The sequence below is a fragment of the Paenarthrobacter nitroguajacolicus genome (genome assembly GCF_031455195.1).
Lineage (GTDB): Bacteria > Actinomycetota > Actinomycetes > Actinomycetales > Micrococcaceae > Arthrobacter > Arthrobacter nitroguajacolicus_D.
Map to the genome: position 1 here is coordinate 145,665 of NZ_JAVDSH010000009.1, position 16,761 is coordinate 162,425.

Consider the following 16,761-nt stretch of genomic DNA (forward strand, 5'->3'; position numbering starts at 1 on the left):
ACGGCCCATCCTGAGGGTCATCATGGGCCCTAAGTGACCCCGCGTTGCTCTAGATCCGGGGGACTCCCGCGCCCACTCCGGCCTCCGCGTAGAAGCCCTGGATGTGGGCCGCCACAAGCTGGGCCGCCTTGCCGCCGTCGTTATTGTTCACGGCGTTCAGGATGGCGCGATGTTCGGCGCGAAGCCTGGTGGAAGTCGCGTTCCAGTCGGGCAGGTTTTCCGTCAAAGTGCTTGCGTAGTTCTCGATTGCGCCCCTCAGCGAGGCCATCATGGCGCTGACCACCGAGTTGCCGGCAGCCTGGGCGAGTGCCACGTGGAACCGGGCGTCGAGAGCAAGGAACGTGTCGATGTCCGGGGCCTCATCCATTTGGTCCAGCAGCGCGGCAGCTGCCTCCAAAGCGGGAACCCCCACCTGAGCCCGTTCGGCCGCCCAGGATTCAAGCAACACACGGGTCTCCACGATGTCGGCCACCGGAAGATGACGGGTGGCCACATGCAGCCTGAGGGTTGAACCCAGGGCGGACCCAGGCTCTGCGATGACCACCGTTCCGGCGTCCTTACCCGAACCAACGCCGGCTCGAACGACCCCCATTGCCTCAAGGATCCTGACGGCTTCGCGCACGGAAGTCCGCGAAACCTGAAGCTGCTCGGCCATGGCACGCTCGCCCGGCAGCCGGCCCCCGAGGGTGAGGTCTCCATCAGACAACTGCTTCTCGATCCACTGCAGGACCAACTCGTGGGTTCGCATATCCGACATACTAGTTGATGTGGTCCAACCACATGGTCTACAGTGTGGTTAGACCACAGAATTCAAGGGAGAACCTCATGACCGAGACACTGGATCCCAAGCTCACGGCCGCCCCCGCCAATGCCGGCAGCGACGAAAACGTGACCCGCACGCCCCAGCCGAGGCCCGCCGTCGTGCAGCCACCGGCCCTCAAGCGCCGCGTACCCAAGGTCTCCGACCTGGCACCGCTGATGCAGTTCAAAAAGCCGGAGTTCAGCAAGGCCGCCCGCCTCAAGCGTGCCAGCACCATCTGGGAACTGCGCGACATTGCCAAGCGCCGCACCCCGCAGGCACCATTCGACTACACCGACGGCGCCGCAGAAGAGGAGATCACGCTGCGCCGTGCGCGGCAGGCCTTCCAGGACATCGAATTCCGGCCGGGCATCCTTCGCGATGTTTCCAGGATCGACCTTCGAACGGACATCCTGGGCAAGGAATCAAGGCTCCCGTTCGGGATCGCACCCACCGGCTTTACCCGCATGATGCAGTCCGAAGGCGAATACGCCGGCTCGCAGGCCGCTGAGGCTGCAGGCATTCCCTACACCCTGTCCACCATGGGCACAGCGTCCATCGAGGACGTCGCCACTGCCGCGCCGAACGGCCGGAACTGGTTCCAGTTGTACCTGTGGACGGACCGCGACCGCTCACTCGAACTCATCGAGCGGGCCGCGAAGGCCGGCAACGACACCCTCATGGTCACCGTGGACACCGCAGTAGCCGGAGCCCGCCTGCGCGATGTCCGGAACGGCATGACCATACCGCCGGCACTGACCATCAAGACGGTTCTGGACGCGTCCTACCGTCCGGCATGGTGGTTCAACTTCCTCACGCACGAGCCCCTGACGTTCGCCTCGCTCTCCCGCTACACCGGCACTGTGGCGGACCTCATCAACTCCATGTTCGACCCCACCCTGACCTACGAGGACCTCGACTGGCTGCGGGAAACCTGGAAGGGCAAGCTGGTGGTCAAGGGCATCCAGACCGTCGAAGACGCCCGGCGCGTGGTTGACCACGGCGCCGACGGCATCATCCTGTCCAACCATGGCGGCCGCCAACTGGATCGCGCCCCCATCCCGTTCCACCTGCTGCCCGAGGTTACATCGGCGCTGAAGGCGGACAACAGCAAGGCCGCGGTCATCCTGGACACAGGAATCATGAGTGGCGCCGACATCGTGGCAGCCCTGGCCTTGGGAGCGGACTTTACGCTGATCGGGCGCGCCTACCTTTACGGCCTGATGGCCGGGGGCCGTGAAGGCGTGGACCGGACCATCCGGATCCTCGAAAAGGACATGACACGAACCATGGCACTCCTGGGCGTCAGCAAGGTGGCGGACCTGAACCCGGACCACGTCCGGCTGCTGCAGCGCTGACCTGGTGGGTGAGGGCGCTAGATCAGGCCCTGCGCCAGCATCGCGTCGGCTACCTTGACGAAGCCGCCGATGTTGGCGCCCACCACGTAGTTTCCGGGCGCCCCGTATTCCTCGGCGGTGGCCGCGCAACGGTCATGGATGCCCACCATGATCTCGGTCAGGCGCTGCTCGGTGTGTTCGAAGGACCACGAGTCGCGGCTGGCGTTCTGCTGCATCTCAAGGGCTGAGGTTGCGACACCGCCGGCGTTGGCTGCCTTGCCTGGCCCGAACAGGATCCCTGCGTCCTGGAACACCGACACAGCCTCACGGGTGGAAGGCATGTTCGCGCCTTCAGCCACCGCGATGAGTCCGTTGCTGACCAGCTTGGCGGCAGCATCGCCGTCGAGCTCGTTCTGCGTGGCGCACGGCAGCGCAACGGTGCCGGTGACATCCCACACGGAACCACCGGCGACGTGGCTGGCCCCCGGACGGCGCGCTGCGTAATCGGTCAGGCGACCCCGCTCCACTTCCTTGATCTGGCTCAAAAGCGCGACGTCGATCCCGGCTTCGTCCACGATGTAACCGGCGGAGTCCGAACAGGCCACAACGGTGGCACCGAGGGATTGCGCCTTGGCGATCGCATGGATCGCGACGTTGCCCGAACCGGACACCACGACGCGCTGGCCATCAAAGGAAGCGCCACGCGTCTTGAGCATTTCCTGGGCGAAGATGACCGTGCCATATCCCGTGGCCTCCGGCCGGACCAGGGAGCCGCCCCACGAGATACCCTTGCCGGTGAGCACACCGGATTCGTATCGGTTGGTGATGCGCTTGTATTGGCCAAAGAGGTAGCCGATCTCGCGGCCACCCACGCCAATATCGCCGGCGGGAACATCGGTGTACTCGCCAATGTGGCGGTACAGCTCGGTCATGAAAGACTGGCAGAAACGCATGATCTCCGCGTCGGAACGCCCGCGGGGATCGAAGTCCGAGCCGCCCTTCCCTCCACCGATCGGCATGCCCGTGAGCGCGTTCTTGAAGATCTGCTCGAAGCCCAGGAACTTGACGATGCCCAGGTACACGGACGGATGGAAGCGGAGCCCACCCTTGTAGGGGCCCAGCGCCGAGTTGAACTCCACTCGAAAGCCCCGGTTGACGTGCACGCGGCCGGCGTCGTCAGTCCATGGGACACGGAAAATGATCTGGCGTTCGGGCTCGCACAGGCGCTCCAAGACTGCACCCTCAAGGAATTCAGGATGACGGTCGTGGACCGGGCCCAGGCTTTCGAAGACCTCAATGACGGCCTGGTGGAATTCCTTCTCCCCCGGGTTCCGCGCCAACACGGTGTCCCGGACAGCTTCGAGCCTTGAATCCATGCGTCTTCCTATCCTCAGTGCGCCGGCCAGCGGCGGGACGATCAGTCCCGCCCATGGTTGCACCCGAGGAGGTGGGATCTCCATCCGGTGAGTATGTGACCCTCATGGCGGAGTTAACACAAGCGTAGAAAATCGTTGGGAAATCAAGGGGTAGCAGGCTACCAAGAACTCACAATGTGAGCAGGATCACGCCCGGCGTTGCCCGCTACCGCTTGCGGCCGAATTTGGGCAGGTTGGGAAGGTTCGGGAGATTGGCGAGGAGGTCGGCGGCCTTCGTCGCAGCCCGGCCCACGGTACGGCCAATCTGCTGGGGAACGGTGTCATCGGATGTCAGGTCCAAGGAAACCGGGGTGCCACTGGCATGGACCTTGACAGCCTGGCCCACTGCGTCAGTGCGGGTGGGCGCTACCTCAGGTGCCGTGCTCGGCGCAGCGGCAGGCACCTCGCTGGAAGGCACGACGGCGGCGGGTGCCGTGGGTCCGACGTCGAACGTTTCAAGCCAACTCACCACACCGGCGAGCGGCTTGGGATTCAGCGCGTAAAAACGCTTCTGGCCCTGCGCGCGCATGCTGACGAGGTCCGCCTCGCGGAGCACTTTCAGATGCTTGGAGATTGTGGGCTGGCTTGCAGCCAGTTCTTCCACCAGTTCGCCTACAGCTTTATCCCCAGAGCGGAGGGAGACCAGGATGTCGCGCCTGGTTGCCTCAGCTATGACGGCAAATACGTCGTCAGTCACCATGCCTCCCACCCTAGCGACATATACGCCAAATGGCATCCCTATTTCGTTGTGATGCGGGCTGCAGACGCGAGGTCGCGCAGGCGAAGCCCACTCAATCGAACCAGGGATCCAGGCCGTACAACGGGAAGATCTCCTTGCGGGTTGCGATGACCGTCCGGTCAACCTCATCTGCGGGATCGTAACCAACCTCCCACGAGCGCCACCACACATCCACGTCGTCGCCCATCTTCTCCGGCGCCCACACCCCATACGTTTCCTTCACGTACGTCCGCCACGCTTCCGGGACGGCCGTGCTCAGCGGGACCGGCCGTTGGGTCACCATGCCGATCAGATGGCTCCAGGCCCTGGGCACCACGCCCGTGACGTCGTAGCCGCCTCCCCCGGTGGCGATCCAGCGGTTGTCGCAGTAGCGGGCGGCAAGGCTGCCGACTGCGGATGCCGCTTCGCGCTGACCGTCAACGCTGAGGTTGAGATGCGTCAGGGGGTCGTCCCTGTGCGAATCGCAGCCGTGCTGGCTCACGATTACTTCGGGTTCAAACGCACCCACCAATTGGGGCACCACCGCGTGGAACGCCCGCAACCAGGCAGCGTCACCCGTGAACGTGGGCAGTGCGACGTTCACAGCCGTCCCAAGTGCCTCCGGGCCGCCGGTCTCATTGGCGAAGCCGGTGCCCGGGAAAAGTGTCAGGCCGGTTTCGTGGAGCGAAATGGTCATGACGCGGGGATCGTTCCAGAAGATACTCTGGGTCCCGTCTCCGTGATGGGCGTCCACGTCGATGCTGACAATCCGCTGCACCCCGCCATCGAGCAGTCTTTGGATGGCCATTGCGACGTCGTTGTAGACGCAGAACCCGCTGGCCCGCTCCCGGGCCGCGTGGTGCATGCCTCCACTAAAGTTCACGGCCCGAACGGCGCGGCCGGTCAGGATGGTGTCCGCAGCCAGCAAAGAACCCCCTGCCAGGCGTGCGCTGGCTTCATGCATACCGGCAAACGCGGGATCATCCTCGGTGCCGAGGCCGCGGCTTTCCTCGGGGCGGGTGGGGTCGGCGCTGACGCGGCGGACAGCGTCCACATACTCGCGGCTGTGAACGGTGTAAAGCTCGACGTCGGTAGCCACCGCAGGTGCCTCCACGGCCACGTGATGGTGGTCGAAGAGCCCCAAGGAGTCCGCCAGCCGCGCCGTGAGTTCGAGTCGTTGCGGGGCCATGGGATGGCCGGGGCCGAAGTTGTACGCAGTCATGGCTGGGTCCCACACCACCGTCGTTGGCAGTGCGGAGCGCGTAATGCTGGAAGCAGTTGTCCCAAGCCTGGAGTTCATCCAGAACAGGCTACCTGAGGCTGGCGGGGGCCAACGCCCGGTTACGCCGCAGGAATAGTGGTTTACTACTCAGGAAAGCTTGTATCAACCGAGGAAGAGCGCCATGTCTCAAAGCCAGTCGCGGTCCACCAGCCCGACCAACTGGCAACCCAACCAGCCGGAGCGGGAAGGCCTGTGGATCTTCACCCGGGTGCGCGACTTCATCGACAACATTGCCAACACCTCACCGGCCCGCCTGGCACTGACCGTCTTCGCAGTGGTGATCCTGGTCTTCACGGGTTTGCTGTCCCTGCCCGCCGCTTCGTCTGCCGGTACCGTCACACCTTTGCACCAAGCCATGTTCACTGCGGTGTCCAGCGTCTGCGTCACCGGGCTGACCGTGGTTTCCACGGCAACCCACTGGACGTTCTTCGGTCAGCTGGTCATCCTGGTCGGCATCTTCGTTGGCGGTTTGGGCACCCTCACCCTCGCCTCGCTCCTGGCCCTGATGGTCAGCAAGCGGCTGGGTGTGCGCGGCAAACTGATCGCGCAGGAAGCCATGAACAACGCGGGCCGCCTCGGTGAGGTGGGTACCCTCCTACGGATCGTCATAGTCACGTCCGTGGTCATTGAGGGAGCCCTGGCGTTGGCGTTGATTCCGCGTTTCATCATGCTCGGCGAAGATTTCTGGCAAGCCGTCTGGCACGGCGTCTTCTATTCGATCTCATCATTCAACAACGCCGGCTTCACGCCCCACTCCGACGGTATCGTCCCCTACGAAACCGACCTCTGGATCCTCATACCCCTCATGCTGGGCGTCTTCCTGGGCAGCCTGGGCTTCCCCGTGGTGATGGTTTTGCAGCAGAACGGTCTCAACTGGAAGAAATGGAACCTCCACACCAAGCTGACCATCCAGGTCTCCTTCATACTGCTGGCGGCCGGGACCGTTCTGTGGGGGCTCATGGAGTGGGACAACGTGCGGACCATTGCCCACATGAACCTTGGTGACAAGATCACCCACTCGCTGTTTGCCTCCGTCATGACCCGTTCGGGCGGCTTCAACCTGGTGGACCAAAACCACATGGAATCCACCACCATGCTCCTCACCGACGCCCTCATGTTCGCCGGCGGCGGCTCAGCTTCCACGGCAGGCGGCATCAAGGTGACCACCATCGCCGTCATGTTCCTCGCCATCATGGCCGAAGCCCGCGGTGACGCCGACGTGAAGGTCTATGGCCGCACCATTCCCCAAGGAACCATGCGAGTGGCCATCTCCGTGATCGTCGCTGGCGCCACCCTGGTATCCGTGGCAGCATTTTTGTTGCTCTCCATCAGCGGAGCCTCGCTGGACAGGGTGCTCTTCGAATCCATCTCAGCCTTTGCCACCGTAGGACTGAGCACCAACCTCAGCGCCGAGCTGCCGCCGTCGGGCGTTTACGTCCTCACAGTGCTAATGTTCGCCGGACGCGTCGGCACCGTGACCCTCGCTGCCGGGCTGGCCTTACGCCAGCGCAGCCAGTTGTTCCACTACCCGGAAGAGAGGCCAATCATTGGCTAGTACCACTGGGGCCGCCAACCGCCCCGCCCACAACGCCCCAGTGCTGGTCATCGGCCTGGGCCGGTTCGGCTCAGCAACGGCCGAGCAACTGGTCAAGCAAGGCCGCGAAGTCCTTGCGATCGAGCGCGACAGGACCCTCGTCCAGAAATGGGCACCGGTCCTGACACACGTGGTCGAAGCCGACGCCACCAACATCGACGCCCTGCGCCAACTCGGTGCACAGGAATTCAGCTCAGCCGTGGTGGGTGTGGGCACGTCCATCGAATCCTCGGTGCTGATCACCGTAAACCTGGTGGACCTGGGCATCCAGCACCTGTGGGTCAAGGCCATCACGCCCTCGCACGGCAAGATCCTGACCCGGATCGGCGCCAACCACGTGATCTACCCCGAAGCCGACGCCGGCGTCCGCGCCGCCCACCTGGTGTCAGGCCGCATGCTGGACTTCATCGAGTTCGACGACGACTACGCGATCGTCAAGATGTACCCGCCCAAGGAAACCGTGGGATTCACGCTGGAAGAATCCAAGGTCCGCTCCAAGTACGGCGTGACCATTGTTGGCGTCAAAACCCCGGGCGAGGACTTCACCTACGCCCGACCCGAAACCAAAGTGTCCGGCCACGACATGTTGATCGTGTCCGGACACGTGGACCTGCTGGAGCGCTTCGCAGCACGGCCCTAGGGGTCAGCCGAGCTGCTTGGTGATCTCCGCTGCCCGGGCGGCCGCGGCCCGGGCGCCGGCGGCGATGATCTTGGGGATGCCGCCGTCGTCGAAGGCCATGATGGCCCGCTCGGTGGTGCCATTGGGGCTGGTGACAGCAACCCGCAATTGCGTGGGGTCCGCGCCTGGCTCAGCCAACATGAAGCCAGCGCCGGCCACGGTTTCGCGGGCCAGCATCACGGACAGCTCCCGGTCCAGGCCCAGCTCGACGCCGGCCGCAGCCATGGCCTCGGCAAGGTAGAACGCATAGGCCGGTCCGGAACCGCTGATGGCCGAGAGCGCGTCAACCTGCTCTTCGGGGATTTCCACCACCGTTCCGGCCCCGGCCAAGGCCTTCTTAGCCTGCTCCAGTTGCTCCGGGGTGCAGTGCGTCCCGGGCGAAACAGACACGACGCCACGGCCCAGCTTGGCCGGCGTATTGGGCATCGTGCGGATGACCGGCTGCCCCTCAGGTAAAGCGGCTTCAAGTTGGGCGATGGAGACGGCAGCAGCGACGCTGACCACCAAGGTGTCCTTCGCCAGTGCTGGGCTGATCTCGCGGGCCAGATCCAGGATGCCAACGGGTTTGACGCCCAGGATGACCATTCCGGCGCCCTTGGTGGCCAGTTTGTTGTTATCCGGCTCTTCCTCGCCGGCGATTGCCATGACGCCATGGCGCTGGGCCAACTCGTCCGCCCGTTCCGCCCGGCGGACGGTGGCAACAATATCGGACGGGTCCGCCCCCGCGGCCAGGAGACCGCCCAGGATTGCCTCGTTCATGGATCCACAGCCAAGGAATGCGATTCGGTTGCTCATGGCTCCATCATTGCAGTTGGCATCCGACGGGGTCTAACGGCTTCAGCATTCCCAGCTTGTTCCCAAGGTTATTGCAGGCAGCACTCATGCTCGGTACCTAATGTAGTTATTACCTCATTGAGGGTGCGAGTGATGAGGCGGGCATGGGGATGTCCGCCAGCAGCACCGGTGGCCGGGCGGGTTTTCCCCCATTTCCCGATTCGGCCGCCGGTGCTTTCGCTTTTAAGCAGCAAAATCCCGCTCTCATCCGCCTGCCGGGCCGCAGTACGGCGGGGCAGGCGAACAAGAACGGGAAAACCCGACGCCGTTACTGGTCGGAGCTGCGAACCAGCGGAACGCTGAGGTGCTGCCGGGCGAAGCGCAGGGTCTCGGCCAGCATCTCCTCGCGCTCCCCCGCTACCTTTGCTTTACGGGTGGAAATCTCGGCCACCACCACACCGTCAAAACCGCTCGCAGCCAAGTGCTGCAGGGCATCGGCACACTGTTGCGTCCCGGTACCGGGCACCAGGTGTTCGTCCTTCCCGGAACCCGACCCGTCCGTCAAGTGAACGTGACGCAGCTTGCTTCCCAGAGCCTTGATGGCTTCCAAACTGTTGGCCCCGGCAGTGGCTGCATGCGAGAAGTCCCACGTGACGTCGTCGTAATCCTGGCCCAACGGATCCCAGTGCGGGAGGTAGGCGACGGCCTCCCGGCCCCGGACCCGCCACGGATACATGTTCTCCACGGCGATGCGCACCTGGTACGTGGCGGCCATCTCCCGTACGCCTTCCACGAAGTTCTCCGCGTAATTGGACTGCCAGCGGAAGGGCGGGTGCACCACGACGGTGTCGCAGTCTACCTCTGCCGCCATCTGGCACGACTTCTCGATCTTGCTCCATGCCGTACCCCACACCTGTTGCGTCAACAACAGGGTGGGGGCATGTATGGAAACGATCTTTTGGTGATACCGGTGGCTCAGCTGGATCAGGGCATCAGGGTTCTGGCTCACCGCGTTGTTGGTGACCATCACCTCCACGCCCTCGTACCCCAGGTCCTGGGCCACTGCGAAGGCGTCATGGACGCTCAGGGGGTAGACGGACGCACTGGACAGCGCCACAGGGATCTGGCGGTCATTCACTTCAGGTTCGACGTCGTTACTCATCTCAGGAGGCCAGCCCGCCTGCCACAGGGGCTGGGATGGGTGATGGGGATGGTGTGTTTACCGGGACCGGGAATTCCTTGACCGGGTTGGGCTCATCAATGTCCGTGGTCTTGCCACTTCCTTTGGACTTCTTCTTGGATTTGTCCTTCTTGCGCTTGCCCACGTGCGGCGCAGGATCCAGGGCGTCCTCGAACACCAGCTGGTCCAGGCGGCGAAGGATCAGGCCTTCGCGCAGCGCCCAAGGGCAGATCACCATGGTGGGGAACTCGAAGAGCTCCAGGGCAGCCTCGGCAACCAGGGCGCCAGCCAACAACTGGCGTGCGCGGGCGTCCGATACCCCCGGAAGGTACAGCCTGTCCTCCACCGTCATAGCCGAAATGCGTTGCGCCCACAGCCCCAAATCGGCCGCATGCAGTTCGCGCTTCACATAAGGGCCGGCCGCACTGGGCGCTGCACCCGCGATACGCGCCAACGAACGGAACGTCTTGGACGTCCCAGCCACCAGGTTGGCCCGGCCGAGGTCGTCGAATTGACGGACCACCGGTTTCAACGTGGAACGGATATAGCGCCGCAACTCCTTGACGCTCTTGGCCGTTGGCGGATCATCGTGAAGCCAATCGCGCGTCAGGCGGCTGGCACCCAACGGGACAGACGTGGCGAATTCCGGGAGCTCGTCCGTTCCATAGGCCATTTCAAACGAACCGCCACCGATGTCAAGATCGAGGATGGGCCCGGCGCCCCAACCGTACCAACGGCGAACAGCGAAAAACGTCATGGACGCTTCCTCGCTGCCTGTGAGTTCCTGGAGGGTCACTGTGGTCTCGTGCTTGACCCTTGCCAGGACCTCAGGACCGTTCGTGGCCTCGCGGATGGCGGAAGTACAGAAAGCCAGGAGGTCCTCGGCCTTATGGGTGGCAGCGAACTCCCAGGCCTCCAACACGAACTCAATGAGCTCGTGTTGTCCGGCATCGTTGATGTTTCCGTCGCCGTCGAGGTATTGCACCAAGGACAGTGGGCGCTTATGCGAAGCGAAAGGTACCGGGCGCGCGCCGGGATGAGCATCCACCAGCAGGAGATGGACGGTGTTGGACCCGATGTCGAGAACGCCAAGACGCATTCTGCCATTATTCCCCGATTCGAAGGCCGCAAAGCAACTTGTGGACTTCGTTTCGCGTTCGGGGATCTGGTTGGCCGCTATTCGGTGGGCTCGCCGGCTTCATCCGCGCGCTTGAAGTCGCGCCGGATGTTCGCGATGCCCTCGGGATCGATTTCGAAGCCGAACTCGCTCCCAGGATTGATGACCATGCCCAGCTCGTCACCAATGTTGCCGAGGATGGCCGAACCCATGGTTCCCAGGACGTGCGGGGCTGCTTCGAGGAAGCGTTCGTCGACGCGGCTGGGGTGGCTGAACACGGCCAGGACGGGCTGGCCGTCAGCGTTGGAAAGCACCAAAGGCTCAACCGAGGAATCAGGGCCGTCCACGGCTTCCGAGCTGACAAGGTAAACCTCGTTGTTCAGGAAAGCGAGGATGACGTCCACCGGGTTCGCGTCCGGTTGTTCGGCCAAGGCGAGCTTCGCCTCGAGGTCGTTCAAGGGTTCGTTGTCCGGGGAAACTGTCTGTTCAGTCATGGTTCTACTCGACCACGATGCAGGCCGGGACGCAATTCGCGCATGCTGTCCCGGCCGGCACAGTTGTTACTTCTTGGCTGCGGCCTTACGTGCCGGTGCCTTACGGGTTGTGGTCCGTTTGACCGGGCCCTTGGCACGCTTTTCAGCCAAAAGCTCGACGGCGCGTTCCCGGGTCAGTTCCTCAAGGGACGTTGAACGGGGAACAGTGATGTTCGTGACGCCGTCGGTGATGTAAGGCCCGAAGCGGCCTTCCTTCACCACGATGTTCTTCTCCGACACCGGGTCAGGACCGAACTCGGCAAGAGGCGGCACCGCTGCCCGCGCACCACGTTGCTTGGGCTGCGAGTAGATTTCCAGGGCCTGTTCCAGGGTGATCGTGAAGATTTCCTCTTCCGATCCAATGGAACGGGAGTCGGTGCCCTTTTTCAGGTAAGGCCCAAAGCGGCCGTTCTGAACGGTGATGGGGTTGCCTTCAGCGTCCTCACCCAGGACCCTGGGAAGGCTCATGAGCTGAAGCGCCTCGTCCAGGGTGACACTGTCCACTGTCATGGACTTGAACAGGGAACCCGTTCGGGGCTTGGCCTTGACGGGCTTCTTCGGCGGCTTCGGCTTGCCGTTCTTGTAGTACTCCACGGGCTGGTTGGCCAATTGTTCCTCGGTCATCTCAGGGATGATCTCAGTGACGTATGCGCCGTATCGCCCGTTCTTTGCCACAACCGTGTGGCCGGTGTGCGGGTCCGTTCCCAGGACGCGTTCCTCCGGGGCTGCCGTTTCCATCAGCTCTTTGGCTTTGGCTGCGGTGAGTTCGTCCGGAGCCAGCTCCTCAGGAACGTTTGCCCTGGCCGACTCCACTACTTCGCCGGTCTTCTCATCCACTGTGGGAATGGAGCTTTCCAGGTATGGCCCGAACTTGCCCACCCGAAGGGTGATGCCTTCTGCAATGGGCACGGAGTTGATTTCGCGGGCATCGATTTCGCCGAGGTTGTTGACGATGCTCAACAGCCCGGGGTCGGCGTCTTCACCGTAGTAGAAGTGCTTAAGCCAGGCGGTGCCTGCGGCTTGGCCGTTGGCGATCTTGTCCAGGTCGCCTTCCATGTCCGCTGTGAACTCGTAGTCGACATAGTCGGTGAAGTGCTGTTCCAGCAGGCGGATCACAGAGAACGCAATCCAGCTCGGGACCAGGGCGGAGCCCTGCTTCCGGACATAGCCGCGGTCCTGGATGGTGGAGATGGTGGAGGCGTACGTGGAGGGGCGTCCGATGCCACGCTTTTCCAGTTCAGCAGTCAGTGACGCTTCTGTGTAGCGCGGGGGCGGCGAGGTTTCGTGGCCTACAGCCAGGATGTCCGAAGCGGTCAGGGCATCGCCCTTGGCGACGTTCGGCAGGCGCCGGGCTTCATCGGAGTCGTCGTCTCCGCGGCTTTCGTCCTTGCCCTCTTCGTAAGCGGCCAGGAAGCCGGGGAAGGTGATAACGGTGCCGGAGGCCGAGAACTCTGCGTCGCGGCCGTCAGCGGCAACCGCTCCGAGGCGGATGGTGGCCGTGGACCCCTTCGCGTCAGCCATCTGGGAGGCAACAGTCCGCTTCCAGATGAGCTCATACAGGCGGAACTCGTCACCGCTGAGTTGCTTGGCAACCTGGGCCGGGGTCCGGAAGGAGTCACCGGCAGGACGGATGGCTTCGTGCGCTTCCTGCGCGTTGGCCGCTTTGTTGGCGTAGACGCGGGGACTCTGCGGCACATACTCGGGGCCGTAAAGCTCAGCTGCCTGGCGACGGGACGCGGTCAGGGCTTCGTCACTCAAGGCCGACGAATCCGTACGCATATAAGTGATGTAGCCGTTTTCATACAGGCGTTGGGCCACCTGCATGGTGCTCTTCGAGGAGAAGCGCAGTTTGCGGCCGGCTTCCTGCTGGAGGGTGGACGTGGTGAACGGCGCGGCCGGCCTGCGGGTGTACGGCTTGGTGTCCACCGAACGCACGCGGAAGTCCGCGTTTTCCAGGCCGGACGCCAGGGACGTGGCGAGTTCCTCGTTAAGGTGCACCACGTTGGAGGAAGTGAGTTGGCCGTTGTCGTTGAAGTCACGGCCACTGGCAACCTTGGAGCCGTCCACGGCGGCGAGCTTGGCCTTGAACGAGCCAGAGTCCGCACCGAACTGTCCGGTGAGGTCCCAGTACGACGCTGCGCGGAAGGCCATGCGTTCACGTTCGCGGTCCACCACCATGCGGGTGACTACTGACTGCACGCGGCCGGCTGACAGCCCGCGGGCCACCTTGCGCCACAGGACAGGAGAAATTTCGTAGCCATAGAGGCGGTCAAGGATTCGGCGCGTCTCCTGGGCATCCACCAAGGCCGTATCGACGTCGCGCAGGTTGTCCATGGCGCGGTGGATGGCTTCCTTGGTGATTTCACCGAAGGTCATGCGGTATACGGGAACCTTGGGCTTCAGGACCTCCAGGAGGTGCCACGCGATGGCTTCGCCTTCGCGGTCCCCATCGGTTGCGAGGTAGAGCGCGTCAGCGTCTTTCAGCTGGGCCTTGAGCTCGGCAACCTTTTTCTTCTTATCCGGAGAAACAACGTAGTACGGCTTGAAGTCGTTTTCGACGTCGACGGCGAACTTGCCCAGCGAGGTCTTCTTCAGTTCTGCAGGCAGGTCAGAGGGCTGCGGGAGGTCACGGATATGGCCGATCGAAGCCTCGACGATGAAGCCCTCGCCAAGATACTTGGCGATGGTCTTGCTTTTGGCTGGAGACTCCACAATCACGAGTTTCTTGCCGGTTTTTGCCTTGCTGGGCACGGTGCTCCTACAGAAAAAATGTGTCATTGGGCTGGTGCCCATACTGGCCTAGTTCACCATAGTTTGTAGAATCCTGCGTTGCGGCAGGGAAACCAGGGCGGTGGTGCGAGGACCCGGATGGCTCCTACTGTCCGGGTGCTACGCGGTCATCCGGGATCATTGACCACAAGGTTGCCATACGTTCGGCACCTTCGGGTATTTGGGTGGGGTCGTCGAGTTCGTACTCGCGCAGAATTTCACGGATCCGGTCCGAAAGCTCCTTGCGTTGCGGGTTGGTGAGGTACAGCAGGTTGCTTGCCAAGACCACGGCAGCAGGCTCCTCGGCGGCGCCGCCCCGCTGGCGGCGTTCGCCACGCGCCCTGGCGAACGCCGAAGCCCTCCGTCGGAAAGCATCGAGCTCGAGGTCAACCACTGCAATTTCAGGGCTGGCGACGCTGCCGCCGGAAATAGTGAAGTCCGTCCCCGCGGCCTTCCATCGCCGCTCGCGGGCATCCCCTGCGTTCTCCGCCGGGGCCACGATCCCCCATTTTTGGAGGGCCCGGAGGTGGTAGCTCATTGCGCTGGGGGTGAGACCGGTCCTTGCCGCGAGTTCGGTGGCCGTGTGGCTGACCTGGGTGGCGTAGAGCTCGGATATGACCTCGATACGGGCAGCGTGTGCCAGTGCGCGGATGGCCTTGGGATCGGTGATCTCAATCGTCTTTTCGGCACGCTTGCGCCGCGGAACGTCGCCTGACGCTTGGGATGGCTGGTTGTTCGCAATCACTTCATCAGTGTAGTCAGCGTCACTTCCGCCCGGATCGCTGGGCGGCGCATTGTCCTTTTTCATGCCGTGGCCTTCCCGACGTCGGGAAGAAGGAACGTGTCAGGGAACAGGAAGCCATCCAGGACGAGGTTGGTGACCTCCCGGGTCAGGCCTTCCCGAAAGGTGTCCTCGTCAAAGTCTTCGCTGCCGCCCAGCAGGGCCACCAACGCCGATGCGATCTGCCCCACGGACAACTGTCCATCGCATGCCGAGACGAAGCCGGCGAGTTCGGTGCTGAGCAAATTGGTTCGGCGGAGGCCTGCACCCTGGCGCAGGAGAATGACCCCGGGGTGCTCGGCGCCCGGACGCTGGTGCCGTTCCTCGGTGACGTCTTCCGCGACCACCAGATGAGCTTCCAACAGCGAATTGGCTGCCACCCAGTCCGAGCGTTCCACGGCGGCGCCGAGATGGGGTCCAATCGGCTGCTCGATGGCGTAGGTGATTTCTTCGAAGCGGTTGATGCTGGCCCCATTTGCGGAGACCGGACGGCGGAGCCAAATCATGCCAAACCCGATGCCCTCGACATTCCTCGACGCGAAGTCCCGCAGATAGGCAGCGTATGCCTCTTTATAGTGGCCGCCCTCACGGTTTTGCGAGGCGTCCTGCAACCACGTTTCCGCGTACTGCTCCGGACCAACCTGCTCGCGTTGAATGAACCAAACATCCAGGCCCGAGTCCTTCAGCCATGCCGTGGGACGGTCCCTCCAGTCGGTCCCCGAGGTGACTTCCCAGTTCCCGAGCATTTGGGCGGTTCCTCCGGGTTGGAGGACACTCTCCAGGGACTGGACCAGCGAAGCCACGATCTCGTCGCCGGGCAGGCCGCCGTCGCGGTAGGTGAACTGCTCCGACGCCAACTCTCCGCCTGTCCGTGGCGTGATCACGAACGGAGGGTTGGACACCACCAAACCGAACTGCTCCCCCTCCACGGGGTCAAGCAGCGATCCCAACCGGAGGCTTACCCTGCTCCCCAAATCGGCGGGGTCCAGTTCCAACTCCTGTGCATTCAGGAGCAGGTTGAATCGGGTGAACGCCAGGGCGCGCTCGGAAATGTCCGTGGCGGTCACGTGGTCGCAGTGGTGCAACAGGTGGAAGGTTTGGATGCCGCATCCGGTCCCCAAATCGAGCGCCCGCTCCGTGTGGTGCCTGACAGTTGTTTGGACAAGTGTTGTTGATGCGCGACCGATTCCCAGCACATGGTCGTGCCTCAGCACACCTGGCTGCTGGTGGGCGGCGAGGTCGCTTGCTACCCAGAGGTCGGCGCCCCCGCTGCCGTCAAGGTTGGCATCCCAGCCGTAGGGTCGCAGGTCCACCTTGGCCCGGACGATTCCGGACTCCGCTGTGACCAGACCCAGCTCCACCAGTCCCTGCACGCCGGTCCGGGGGACGGCGGCCTCGATTGCGGTGGTGGATTGCGGGACGGCGAGCAGCCATAGCCGGACAACGGTGGTCAGCGCCCGCACCACCGGGTCTTCAGAGGCAGCGAGCCGTTCGCTGGCCAACAATGCGGGGATGAGTTGATCCCTTCCCAGTGCATCTGACGCGGATTCGCCCAACAGCTCAGCCACCCCGTCCACGGTGTACGAAATTGCGCGGAGGTCCGCGGCGAGCGCCGTGAGCAGTTCGGGACGGTCGCTGCGTGGAGCATCGTCAGTGTTGCCGGCGGTAAAGAAGGTAGCTGTCTCAGTCACCTTGCAAGTGTAGGTGCGGTAAACAGTGGCCGCGGGTGCTGGCCCGATGTTATGTGGACAAAGGTCAGTGGCTGAACCCGGTAGCGTTGATA

General features: G+C 63.4%; 14 protein-coding genes. 3 read left to right on the top strand and 11 right to left on the bottom strand.

The features are described from left to right. Positions 1-49: 49 nt before the first annotated feature. Complete coding sequence (locus tag J2Y68_RS17720) at positions 50-748, bottom strand: FadR/GntR family transcriptional regulator (protein ID WP_309995278.1); 699 nt, start codon at positions 746-748, stop codon at positions 50-52. A gap of 77 nt (positions 749-825) precedes the next feature. Here J2Y68_RS17720 and J2Y68_RS17725 point away from each other — a divergent pair, with 77 nt between their 5' ends. Then, the gene (locus tag J2Y68_RS17725; RefSeq protein WP_309995280.1) at positions 826-2,157 is read left to right on the top strand and encodes an alpha-hydroxy acid oxidase; all 1,332 of its coding nucleotides are present in this window, start codon (positions 826-828) and stop codon (positions 2,155-2,157) included. 17 nt (positions 2,158-2,174) lie between these two features. Here J2Y68_RS17725 and gdhA read toward each other — a convergent pair whose 3' ends face one another. From gdhA to J2Y68_RS17740, 3 genes are all read right to left on the bottom strand, one after another. After that, entirely contained in the window at positions 2,175-3,512 is a 1,338-nt protein-coding gene (gene gdhA, locus J2Y68_RS17730; protein WP_211713454.1) for an NADP-specific glutamate dehydrogenase, read from the bottom strand. Between the two features lie 205 nt (positions 3,513-3,717). Next, positions 3,718-4,251 carry an ArsR/SmtB family transcription factor gene (locus J2Y68_RS17735; RefSeq protein ID WP_309995283.1) on the bottom strand — a complete coding sequence of 178 codons (534 nt, stop codon included), beginning with the start codon at positions 4,249-4,251 and terminating at the stop codon, positions 3,718-3,720. A 91-nt stretch (positions 4,252-4,342) separates the two neighbouring features. Then, positions 4,343-5,569: an acetoin utilization protein AcuC gene (locus J2Y68_RS17740; RefSeq protein WP_309995285.1), complete on the bottom strand. Its 1,227-nt coding sequence runs from the start codon at positions 5,567-5,569 to the stop codon at positions 4,343-4,345. A gap of 103 nt (positions 5,570-5,672) precedes the next feature. Here J2Y68_RS17740 and J2Y68_RS17745 point away from each other — a divergent pair, with 103 nt between their 5' ends. Next, positions 5,673-7,106: a TrkH family potassium uptake protein gene (locus J2Y68_RS17745; RefSeq protein ID WP_309995287.1), complete on the top strand. Its 1,434-nt coding sequence runs from the start codon at positions 5,673-5,675 to the stop codon at positions 7,104-7,106. A 40-nt stretch (positions 7,107-7,146) separates the two neighbouring features. After that, positions 7,147-7,785, top strand: coding sequence for a potassium channel family protein (locus J2Y68_RS17750; RefSeq protein WP_011775951.1), 639 nt, complete (start codon positions 7,147-7,149; stop codon positions 7,783-7,785). A gap of 3 nt (positions 7,786-7,788) precedes the next feature. Here the strand turns inward: J2Y68_RS17750 and proC are convergent, their stop codons facing one another. From proC to J2Y68_RS17785, 7 genes are all read right to left on the bottom strand, one after another. After that, positions 7,789-8,619, bottom strand: coding sequence for a pyrroline-5-carboxylate reductase (gene proC, locus J2Y68_RS17755; protein WP_309995289.1), 831 nt, complete (start codon positions 8,617-8,619; stop codon positions 7,789-7,791). A 307-nt stretch (positions 8,620-8,926) separates the two neighbouring features. After that, positions 8,927-9,760: a sugar phosphate isomerase/epimerase family protein gene (locus tag J2Y68_RS17760; RefSeq protein WP_309995290.1), complete on the bottom strand. Its 834-nt coding sequence runs from the start codon at positions 9,758-9,760 to the stop codon at positions 8,927-8,929. Between the two features lies 1 nt (position 9,761). Continuing rightward, positions 9,762-10,877 (bottom strand): Ppx/GppA phosphatase family protein, encoded by a 1,116-nt coding sequence (locus J2Y68_RS17765; protein ID WP_309995292.1) that lies wholly within the window; start codon positions 10,875-10,877, stop codon positions 9,762-9,764. A 77-nt stretch (positions 10,878-10,954) separates the two neighbouring features. Beyond that, the gene (locus J2Y68_RS17770; RefSeq protein WP_309995293.1) at positions 10,955-11,389 is read right to left on the bottom strand and encodes an SseB family protein; all 435 of its coding nucleotides are present in this window, start codon (positions 11,387-11,389) and stop codon (positions 10,955-10,957) included. Positions 11,390-11,455: 66 nt separating this feature from the next. Then, entirely contained in the window at positions 11,456-14,179 is a 2,724-nt protein-coding gene (topA, locus tag J2Y68_RS17775) for a type I DNA topoisomerase (protein ID WP_211713462.1), read from the bottom strand. Positions 14,180-14,303: 124 nt separating this feature from the next. After that, entirely contained in the window at positions 14,304-15,005 is a 702-nt protein-coding gene (locus J2Y68_RS17780; RefSeq protein WP_309995295.1) for an ArsR/SmtB family transcription factor, read from the bottom strand. Then, positions 15,002-16,669: a DUF7059 domain-containing protein gene (locus tag J2Y68_RS17785; protein ID WP_309995297.1), complete on the bottom strand. Its 1,668-nt coding sequence runs from the start codon at positions 16,667-16,669 to the stop codon at positions 15,002-15,004. Before J2Y68_RS17785 ends, J2Y68_RS17780 begins: the two co-directional genes overlap by 4 nt. Positions 16,670-16,761: the final 92 nt, after the last annotated feature.